This is a genomic window from Pseudochrobactrum kiredjianiae, assembly GCF_030362795.1.
Taxonomy (GTDB): domain Bacteria; phylum Pseudomonadota; class Alphaproteobacteria; order Rhizobiales; family Rhizobiaceae; genus Pseudochrobactrum; species Pseudochrobactrum kiredjianiae.
Window position 1 is genome coordinate 1 of the sequence record NZ_JAUCBM010000030.1, and the last position, 10,006, is coordinate 10,006.

9 protein-coding genes and 3 pseudogenes are annotated in these 10,006 nt (G+C 43.2%); 8 read left to right on the forward strand and 4 right to left on the reverse strand.

Annotated features, from left to right (window positions below; all coding sequences use genetic code 11):
- Positions 1–73 (forward strand): annotated as a pseudogene (locus QUF18_RS19905) (IS6 family transposase); the annotation flags it as partial.
- Between the two features lie 54 nt (positions 74–127).
- Here the strand turns inward: QUF18_RS19905 and QUF18_RS19910 are convergent.
- Positions 128–940, reverse strand: a pseudogene (locus QUF18_RS19910) (asparagine synthase family amidotransferase); the annotation flags it as partial.
- A 444-nt stretch (positions 941–1,384) separates the two neighbouring features.
- Here QUF18_RS19910 and QUF18_RS19915 point away from each other — a divergent pair.
- From QUF18_RS19915 to QUF18_RS19925, 3 genes are all read left to right on the forward strand, one after another.
- Positions 1,385–2,479, forward strand: a complete 1,095-nt coding sequence (locus QUF18_RS19915) for a hypothetical protein (protein WP_113946541.1) — start codon at positions 1,385–1,387, stop codon at positions 2,477–2,479.
- 129 nt (positions 2,480–2,608) lie between these two features.
- Entirely contained in the window at positions 2,609–3,160 is a 552-nt protein-coding gene (locus tag QUF18_RS19920; protein ID WP_289389008.1) for a DJ-1/PfpI/YhbO family deglycase/protease, read from the forward strand.
- A 67-nt stretch (positions 3,161–3,227) separates the two neighbouring features.
- Positions 3,228–3,701, forward strand: coding sequence for a YciE/YciF ferroxidase family protein (locus QUF18_RS19925; protein ID WP_213600387.1), 474 nt, complete (start codon positions 3,228–3,230; stop codon positions 3,699–3,701).
- A 246-nt stretch (positions 3,702–3,947) separates the two neighbouring features.
- On the opposite strand, the gene QUF18_RS19930 is transcribed toward QUF18_RS19925, so the two are convergent.
- On the reverse strand, positions 3,948–4,325 hold the full coding sequence (locus QUF18_RS19930) for a pyridoxamine 5'-phosphate oxidase family protein (RefSeq protein WP_113946542.1): 378 nt from the start codon (positions 4,323–4,325) through the stop codon (positions 3,948–3,950).
- 149 nt (positions 4,326–4,474) lie between these two features.
- Here QUF18_RS19930 and QUF18_RS19935 point away from each other — a divergent pair.
- A pseudogene (locus QUF18_RS19935) lies at positions 4,475–5,605 on the forward strand (IS3 family transposase).
- A gap of 83 nt (positions 5,606–5,688) precedes the next feature.
- On the opposite strand, the gene QUF18_RS19940 reads toward QUF18_RS19935, so the two are convergent.
- The gene (locus QUF18_RS19940) at positions 5,689–6,006 is read right to left on the reverse strand and encodes a plasmid stabilization protein (protein ID WP_289389009.1); all 318 of its coding nucleotides are present in this window, start codon (positions 6,004–6,006) and stop codon (positions 5,689–5,691) included.
- Positions 6,007–6,260: 254 nt separating this feature from the next.
- On the opposite strand from QUF18_RS19940, the gene QUF18_RS19945 reads away from it, so the two are divergent.
- Together QUF18_RS19945 and QUF18_RS19950 are read left to right on the forward strand one after the other, a co-directional pair.
- Positions 6,261–6,623, forward strand: a complete 363-nt coding sequence (locus QUF18_RS19945) for a low affinity iron permease family protein (protein ID WP_113946529.1) — start codon at positions 6,261–6,263, stop codon at positions 6,621–6,623.
- Positions 6,624–6,704: 81 nt separating this feature from the next.
- Complete coding sequence (locus QUF18_RS19950; protein ID WP_113946528.1) at positions 6,705–7,340, forward strand: PRC-barrel domain-containing protein; 636 nt, start codon at positions 6,705–6,707, stop codon at positions 7,338–7,340.
- Between the two features lie 262 nt (positions 7,341–7,602).
- Here the strand turns inward: QUF18_RS19950 and QUF18_RS19955 are convergent, their stop codons facing one another.
- On the reverse strand, positions 7,603–8,511 hold the full coding sequence (locus QUF18_RS19955; RefSeq protein ID WP_289389010.1) for an SDR family oxidoreductase: 909 nt from the start codon (positions 8,509–8,511) through the stop codon (positions 7,603–7,605).
- Between the two features lie 450 nt (positions 8,512–8,961).
- Here QUF18_RS19955 and QUF18_RS19960 point away from each other — a divergent pair.
- A protein-coding gene (locus QUF18_RS19960) for an IS3 family transposase (RefSeq protein ID WP_289388842.1) occupies positions 8,962–10,006 on the forward strand; the annotation gives its coding sequence in 2 pieces (ribosomal slippage) (positions 8,962–9,223 and positions 9,223–10,006; 1,046 coding nt annotated over the 2 pieces). This gene is flagged as partial in the annotation.

Genomic DNA, 10,006 nt, shown 5'->3' on the forward strand with positions numbered 1-10,006 from the left:
CATGATCCGCAAGAATCAATTCGCCAACGACAATCAATCGCCATTCGTAGTGTTCGCGGAGCTCGCAGCATAATTGTGCCCACAGATAAGGCCGCACTTAACTTACTGCAAAATTTGCGACACAACCATCCAGTCCGCCTGACAACAGGACGCCGGTTGGAACATCCGCAATCTGACGTCGCATGACGGCTAGCTCAACGGCATCGAATACCATCTCTTGCCAATCCTGTTTTGAATACTGGGTATCGGCAGAACGTGATTCATAATTCAACGACCAATAGCGATGCTCTTCACGTTTGCCCGTTCGGTCAATCACCATGTAAGTCGCAGGAGGTAACTTGCGAATGCCTTTTAATATAGTGAAAGGCGCAGGCACCGCCGCATGAAAGCTCATATAGTAATGTAGAGCAACGCTATCAATGGACGTGTCGACATCGCCACATTCTAATAATGCGGGAAGTGTTGAAGCAAAGCGAAAATACTCGGTATTCTCATTATAATATAGAGGTTTAATACCAAGGCGGTCGCGCACCACTATCGTACGCCCACTATCTTGTTCCCAAATTGCAAAAGCAAACATTCCGAGAAGCTTGTTTAAACAGTCCATACCCCATGCATGATATGCCTTGAGAATGACTTCCGTGTCGCCCGTAGAAAAAAATTGATAGCCCTTTGATTTCAATTCTGTTCTTAGCTCGACGTAATTGTAAATACATCCATTAAATACAATCGCTAGCCCTAATTGCGGGTCAAACATTGGCTGCTGCGATGAGTTTGACTTGTCAATGATACTAAGACGCCGGTGTCCAAAGGCGACGTTTCCTTGCTTGAGCAGGCCTGCTGCATCTGGACCCCGCGATTGCAAATTGCGCATCATTTTTTCTACATTTACAATACTAGGCTCGCCCTTGAAATTGATTTCACCACATATGCCACACATGTTTTAAGTCCCATAGAATATTCACGAAAATCCGATAAATATTCAACGCAAAAACATAATGTAGGTTCCATAAAATTTGCAGTTAACTAAAATACTGAATCTATATTTTGTAATTAGATAATTACAATAAAAAATACTTAAAAACTTAAAATAATATTATTCAGTGCAATAAATATGAGATTTTACTTAAATTAGTGCATTTTACGAAAAACCCTCTCTCTGAATTAAAATTAGTATGGGAAGGCTTATCCAATTATATGCGTGCAACTTATTTTACTCAGCGACGTTATAAAAGCTGAACGTACTAATAGTTCTATAAAAATTACTATTATTAATTCCACGGTGCAAATCCGTATAGGAGGGTAGCTCTATGAATTCCATTATTTATCTTGTTGGTCTTGTTGTGATTGTCTTGTTTATCCTTTCAATGTTGGGATTACGATAATGGTAGAGCAAAATAATATTAAAGTTGAATCAGATCGCAGTTATGTCGATTGGGCCGCAATCCTAGCTGGTTCAGTGATTTCGGCTGGTATTGTAGTGGTGTTCACCACATTTGCAGCCGGATTAGGTCTTGGTTCAATAACGGCAGAGGACGGTGGCGATATCAGCACGACGTGGTTGATAATAACCGCGCTTTTCGCCGTTATTTCTATGGTCGCATCTTATATGCTCGGTGGTTACATAACCGGTAGAATGAGACGTCCAGTTGGAAATGCAACCCGTGATGAAACGACTATTCGTGATGGACTCAATGGTTTGGCTGTATGGGGTATCGGCATACTAATCTCCGGTTTTTTCGCTGCAAGTGCTATCACTGGTGGGGTAAAAGCTGTTAGCAATGTCGCTCAGTCAACACTTGAAGCCACAGGTTCGGCCATCGGTGGTACAGCTCAAGGCATTGGTCAACTGGGTGGAGGTCTGATATCCGGGGCAGGAAATGCACTAGCAGGCGCGGCTCAAGGAGCTGGACAAGCAGTAGCGCCTACCTTTGATGAAATGCTTCCTCAGAGCCTTAAAAATAATCCGTTTGATTATATAACCGATAGCTTGTTGCGTAAAAGCGCAGCAACCCCAGAAACAGCAGACTCCCAGATTGGGAATGTGGATAGAGCAACACGACAGGTAACTGGAATTCTGGGGAGCCTTTTGCGAACAGGTGAGATTTCTGATGCCGATCGAACCTGGTTAGTTTCAGAAGTTGCGGCTCAGACGAACTTAACCCAGACAGAAGCCCAAACACGCGTAGATCAATCTATAGCACGTGTGGGAGAGCTGCGCGCAGAGGCACAGAAAAAAGTCGAAGAAGCCCAAAAGCAATTTGACGAGTTGAAGGCTAGTGCTGAGAAAACCGTTGCAGATGCCAAGGAAAAAGCGATTGAAGTGGCCGAAAAAGCCCGCGTAGCTTCTATTCTAAGCGCTTTTCTTCTCGCAGCAGCAGCGTTAGTGGCTGCAGCAGCAGCTTATATCGGCGCAATCCATGGCGGTCGCCATCGTGATGAAGGACGCATTTGGAGTGGTCTAGCCTACCGTAAATAGCACACCGACTGACCTTAACACTTAAGATAATAGCGCATGAATCCTTATAGTTTTCATGCGCTATTTTTTTGGGAGCTTTTCGATGCTTTAAAAGTTGGTTTTGTAATACGCACCTAAAGGAGAAAATTAATGCCTTTAAACCCTAACGATTATAAGGTTCTCATCGTTGCCACGCATGGGTACGAACGTTCTGAACTGCGTGTTCCTTTCGAAGAGCTTAAGAAATTTGGCGCAGACGTAAAAATTGCATCATTGTCGAGTGATCCGATTAAAAGCTGGGATAATGGCGATTGGGGAGACCAAATCACCGTAGACTATTTAATAAAAGAGATAAATGTGCAGGATTTTGATTGTCTCATCCTTCCTGGCGGGCAAATTAATCCTGATCTTTTGCGAACAGAAAAAACGGTAATTACACTTATTCAGGAGTTTCATAAGCACTGTAAAATCATAGCTGCAATATGTCATGCACCTTGGCTTCTTGTTGAAGCACAGATAATAAATGGCCTTTGTGTGACCTCATATAAGTCCATCAAAACTGATATTAAAAACGCTGGCGGCATTTGGGTAGATGATAGTGTGGTCTGTGACACTGCAATAATCACCTCAAGAAACCCCGACGATCTTCCATCATTCGTTTCTAAAATAATTGAGGAGCTAGAACAGTTTACTAATAAATGAACTTATTTTGCGTAATCGCAACCATAGTCGCCATTCAAGCGTTATCTAAGACAACAGGAGGAATGAAATGAAAACATTAGCAGATATTTTTGTGCATACTCTTAAAGATGTATATTACGCTGAGAATGCTATTACAAAAGCACTCCCAAATGTTGCTAAGGCAGCAAAAGATGCTAAATTGAAACAAGCGGCAAATGATCATCTTGCGGAAACAAAAGATCAAATTGAAGTGCTTAAGCAGGTATTTAAGTCTATTGGTCTGAAGGCCGAAGGCGAAAAGTGTGATGCAATAGAAGGGCTCATCAAAGAAACTGACGGGTTAATTGAAGAGGCCTCAGGCACAGCACTGGATGCTGGTTTGTTGGCCGCGTGCCAAGCTGTCGAACACTATGAAATTGCCCGATATGGCTCGCTACGTGAATGGGCGAAAGAACTTGGACATGACGAAGCTCATACACTCTTAAGTGGAATTCTTGATCAAGAAAAAGCCACCAATAATAAGCTTACAAATTTGGCGATTTCATCAATTAATAAAACGTAATTTATTAATTTCCTAAAGTAAGGAGCCCCGGAAATTCGGGGTTCCTTTTATGGTAATAAAGCCTTTTCTCAGTTGCGATGTGGTACAAGATTCAAGCTAACAAGATCGGGTAATTTTCATGATATCCCTCCTCCGTATAAATGCCGCAGGGAATTATATTGCTAAATAATCATAGGTCTTAAATAGACCCACAAACGAGACGTGTAGGTTTTATATTGTAGTTGCTCTAAAAATTATCATTCTTATTTACATACCTGTCTCGCGATGGTCGCCCAAATCAGGTTTAATTCCCGTAACTGATGCAAACATCATTTTTACTGCGACGGTTAATGAATTAGGGCCATCCCAGAATTCAGCGCGGTTAGGAGATACAACAATCAAACGGATGTTTGGATCATCAGCAGAATCCCAAAAAGCTTTTGAAAAGGGAGTCCACAAATCATGTATCTTCTTTCGATCATTAAAAACCTGAGCATCTCCTTCTATAAAAAGATAATCATTTGCTGCATGATCAGAAAAGGTTAGATGTACAATCACCTCGCCCTTGATATCCCCTACCTTCTCCGAACGACTGTCAGTTAAAAAATAGATAGCGCCCTCTTCTTTTCTAACGATAGGAGCCATAGGGACTTGTTTTCCGTTCCAGCCAAAAAAAACATACACGTGAAGCTTCAGCAATACTCCAAGAGGTGGCTCGGCTAAATTGGACAGACTGATAAGTGGCTTTTCTGCCTGAACTTTGCCAGACTACTGGCTATTGAGCAGGAGTTACCATGACACGACGTATTCGCCGGAACCACGCTGCGAGCTTCAAGGCGAAGGTTGCCCTTGCGGCAATCAAAGGCGAGAAAACGCTTTCGGAACTATCCCAGCAATATGATGTTCATCCGAACCAAATCACGGATTGGAAGAAACATCTTCTGGAGGGTGCTGCCCATGTGTTTGGTGCAACGGAAAAATCAGAGCCGCCGGTTGATATAACCGCGCTCCATGCCAAGATCGGAGAATTGACGCTGGCTAACGATTTTTTAGGATCGGCGCTCGGCAAGGTCGGCTGGTCGGGGAGCGCAAAACGATGATTAACCCCAAACATGATCTGTCGATTGGGAAACAGGCCGTTGAACTGGGGATCAGCCGCAGCAGCGTCCTACTATCTGCCACAACCTGTCTCAGTGGAAGATTTGAAACTGATGCGCCGAATGGACGAATTGCATCTTGATTACCCGTTTGCGGGTAGCCGTATGCTGCAAAAGTTTTTGAAACGTGAAGGCTTTGAGATTGGGCGTTTGCACGTGCGAACCTTGATGAAACGCATGGGTTTAACGGCGCTGTATCGTAAACCACGCACGACAAAGCCGGGAGATGGGCACAAGATTTATCCGTATTTGCTGAGAGACCTGACAGTAACACGGGTCAATCAGGTCTGGGCAACGGATCTGACCTATATACCGATGGCCCGCGGGTTCTGTTATCTGATTGCGATCATTGATTGGTTCACGCGCAAGGTTTTAAGCTGGAAGCTGTCGATCACCATGGATGCAGCCCCTTGTGTTGAGGTGCTTGAGGAGGCGTTAAGCCGCTATGGCAAACCAGAAATCTTCAACTCGGATCAGGGCAGTCAGTTCACCAGTCACGACTTTACCAAGGTGCTGCTTGATCATAAAATCCAGATCAGCATGGATGGCAAAGGGGCGTGGCGCGACAACGTCTTTATCGAGCGGCTCTGGAGATCGGTGAAATACGAGGAAGTCTATCTCAAAGCCTACGACAGTGTAGCAGGAGCCAGAGCATCAATCGGAAAATATATCGACTTCTACAATCACAAGCGGCCACATTCCAGTCTTGACGACAAGACCCCGGATGAGGTCTACTTCAATAAAATAGCGCTGCCCGAAGCGGCGTAATCAACGGCAGAAGTCCACTTACAAAGCGTAAAAACCTGTCCAAACAAACCGAGCCACTTCTCCATGCCTTTAAAGGATCGCCACTAGCCATTTGCTTTCTCCTTATTACGTTTGCGTGTTGCTGCAGCTTTTTTGGCGGATTCCGAACGCTGTTCAGGAGTACGAGAAGCCGAAGAAGCTCCACCTTTTTTACCGCCCTCATGCGAGGCTGGATGTCCACTTGCCTTGCCGCGTCCAGATCCACCCGGCTTTTTCCCTCCACCATCATCTTTATTCACGGTGGCCCAAGCACGACCTTCAGCCTCTTTCTCTGAGATCCCTTTTTTCTCGTAACCTTCCGCTATGTGCTCAGCTTTACGTTTTTGCTTATCTGTATATTTTGTCTTTTCTCCACGGGGCATAGCATCCTCCACAATAGAGCGCATTTCTCAAAGAAAAATTTTACTAACTTAGTCCTTTAACGAATAAATAGGATAAGTGGTTCCATATGAAGAGTTGAGTATAAATAGGTGTGATAGCTTAATTCTAATTGGAAGCGTCTGCGGATCTGTCATACAATTAAGTGCCCCAAAACCCATATAAAATGCGCACGCATTCCTATAATTTTTGAACAAATTTTCATTTTGAACATTGTATCAAAAATGGAGAGATGAATATGGGTGCATTTTTCACAAAATTTAGCGAAGCTGTTTCAAATGCAGCAGGTCACTATCTTGCCTTTATTGCAGCAATTTTATTTATTATTATTTGGGCGATATCGGGTCCATTATTCAATTTTTCGGACACATGGCAACTCATTGTAAATACATCTACAACTATCGTTACCTTTCTCATGGTTTTTCTTATTCAAAATGCTCAAAATCGTGACTCCTGTGCTTTGCATACAAAACTAGATGAGCTTATCTCCATTTTGGAAGATGGTCGTGACAATGCAATTGGCGTAGAGCATCTTCCTTTATCTGAGCTGAAAAAAATACGTAATAAAATTGAGCAAGAATCTGCACAACAATCAGATTAATACTATGAATATTCATTTTATTGGAACTAACTGTCATCTTATATGTTTGTATACGTAACATACGTAACAAAGGAGATAGTCATGTTTAGAACTACACTTCTGACGACGTCGTGTGCCTTATTTATTGGTAGTGCGGCATTTGCTCAGACAAGCGATACCACTACAGCTCCCAGTGCCACCACGGTGCAGCCTCCGCAAGCAGCAATTTCAACCCAAAACATGTTTGGTAACCCTCCGACCGATACCGCCACAGATGCTAACAAAATTGGTTTTATTGAACCCAAAACCGGGCAACTCTTAGTATCATCATTTATTGGTCAAACTGTTTATGAAAGTGACGCCAACGATGCAAAGTCAGTAGGTAAATTGAATGACTTAATTACAAGCTCTGAGGGAAAAATCGAAGCGGCCGTTATTGGTGTCGGCGGCTTCTTGGGTGTGGGTGAAAAGGATGTAGCGGTTAGCCCAGATCAACTTCAGTTAGCTAAGCGTAGCGATGGTAAAAAATGGTTGGTTATAAAAGCAACAAAAGAAGAGCTCACTGCAGCCCCAACATTTGATCGGGCACTCTTTTTTGATGACGGTGTAGCAGATCCTACTGCAGCAACCAAACAGGATAATCAGAACACCTCAGCGCCGAACTCCACCGCACCTGCGACACAACAAACTCAGCCGCCACCCGCTGCCACTCCAGAGACTCCAGCGCAGTCGAATTAAACGCAATCACGAACTTTTAATAGCTTGGCGTAAATTACGCCGAGCTATTTCTAACTATCATTAAGCCCCACGAGGAACCATAAAATGAAATATTTGTATTTTATTATAGCCTTAGTAGTGTTGGCGATTATAATATGAGTTTTTAATCCTATGAGCCAGAATACCCCAGGAACCCAAGAAGCGCCTCACTCATTGCAAACCGCCCCTGCTAATTAAGGAGTTTCACTCCCTTATAGAGGTGATGAAGCGTCTTTCATTAATTTTAATACCCTCCTATAACCGGTATTATCTCACCGGTTATATAACTCGAACATTGTTCGGAAGCTAAAAAAACATACACAGGTGCAAGTTCTTCGGGCTGTGCTGGTCGCTTCATAGGTGTGTCAGCTCCAAATTCAGCTACGTCTGAAGCCTCTTTATCTGCTGGATTTAATGAGGTCCAAACGGGGCCAGGGGCAACGGCATTAACACGTATACCATCAGGTAATAAATTTGCCGCCAATGCTCTTGTAAAAGCGTGTATACCTCCCTTTGTCATCGAATAATCAACTAGGTTCTTACTGCCCCGTAGACCCGTGACTGAGCCGGTATTTATAATTGCAGCACCACTTTTCAGACAAGGCAATGTAGCCGAAGTCATATGATAATACCCATAGAGGTTAGTTTTTACAGTTTCATCGAAGTTCTCTGGTGATAGTTTACGAAAATCCGAAACATGTAACTGAAAAGCTGCATTATTAATCAGTATGTCAATTTTGCCAAAAGCCTTAATTGTCTTGGAAACTGCATTATTACAAAATTTTAGATTTCGGACATCTCCTTTAATTAACAAACACTTACGGCCCTCTTCTTCAATGAGCCTCTTTGTTAATTTAGCATCGGAGGTCTCTTCCAAATAAATAATAGCAATGTCAGCACCTTCTCGTGCAAACAAAACTGCCACAGAACGACCTATGCCAGAATCTCCACCCGTAATAATGGCGACTTTCTCTTCTAGTTTTTGGGAGCCTTTATAATATGGAGCGTCATACATAGGTTCCGGAGTGAGGAGAGCCTCTTTGCCGGGTTTAGTAATATGCTGTTTTGGAAATGGGGGAACTGGATATTTGCGAGCGCCCGTTTGTGCAGAATGAGAAATTTTAGTTTCGTCAGGAGCATTCTCCACCTGCAGCTTGCGTTATCTTTTTGCTGTCTCTTTCGCATTCGATTTTATCTTCTGTGGCACTGCGCTATCCTTTTCAAAAGATTAAGTGAGGAATAGCCGGATGGGGTAGAAACTCGTCTGCCATTTCGTTGGCCACTTAGAGAAACCGAAAAAATCCAAGTGTTTTCCATTACCATCATGTTCGGTTGGCACAGCTATCACTCATAAAAGGAATGTTTGAAGGATTAATTTGTTCCAAAGTTGACAATAAATAATAGGAAAGAAAATTATATTACTTCAGGTGAAAATAGGTAATGCTCGGAATTCAAGATAAATTTGTGCTAAACTATATATAATTATCAAGCATATTAAGGAGGAAATGATGAGTAGTAATGGCTACAGCATCCGGTAATCCCCCCTTTAATTAAAGGTGTTTGAAAGTGGAATTTTCTCTGTTTAATAAACGAGGAGATTTTTATGAAAACGACTAGATTTACCGATCCACAAATCCTTGCAATCTTACGCCAAGCTGAGGGTGGTGTGTCTGTTCCTGAGCTTTGCCGCGAACACGGCATGAGCAATTCAGCATTTTATAAATGGCGCTCGAAATATGGCGGCATGGATGCCTCGATGGTCAGCCAGATGAAATCTATCGAGGATGAAAACCGTCGGCTAAAGAGAATGTTTGCTGACCTGAGCATGCAAAATGACTTACTGAAAGAAGCTCTTGGAAAAAAGTAACGGGGCGCTCGGAGCGTCGAGATATGGCCGTGATAGCTGCGAAACGGCCTGATGTCAGTATTGCGTGTGCATGCCGAGCTTTTGAAGTAAGCGAGACCTGTTATCGCTATAGCCCTCTTCTTCGTCATGAGAATGAAGAAATTGCAGATCTTCTGATTGGACTAACGGCAGCTAAAAAGACATGGGGTTTTGGATTGTGCTTTCTTTATCTTCGTAATGTCAAAGGCTATGGCTGGAACCACAAGAGGGTTTATCGTATTTATTGTGAGTTGGAGCTGAACCTTCGAATTAAGCCCCGAAAACGCCTTAAAAGGGATAAACCTGATGCTCTGGTAGTTCCAACAAAACCTAATTTGGTCTGGTCGATGGATTTCATGGCAGATCAGTTGGCAGACGGCCGGTCATTCCGGCTATTGAATGTACTGGATGATTTTAACCGTGAAGGCTTAGGCATTGAGGTGGATTTCTCTTTGCCAACAGAACGGGTTATTCGAAGTTTGAACCAGATCATCGAATGGCGCGGCAAGCCAGAGACTATACGCGTTGATAATGGCCCGGAATATATCAGTGGTAAACTTCTGGGGTGGGCTGAAAAACACTCTATTACCATCTTGTATATTCAACCAGGACAGCCTCAGCAAAATGCCTATATTGAACGCTATAACCGGACTGTCAGGCACGAATGGCTAGACCAATATATCATTGAGACAATTGAAGAAGCGCAAGCCTTCGCGACAGATTGGTTATGGACTTACAACAATGAACGTCCCAATATGGGCAT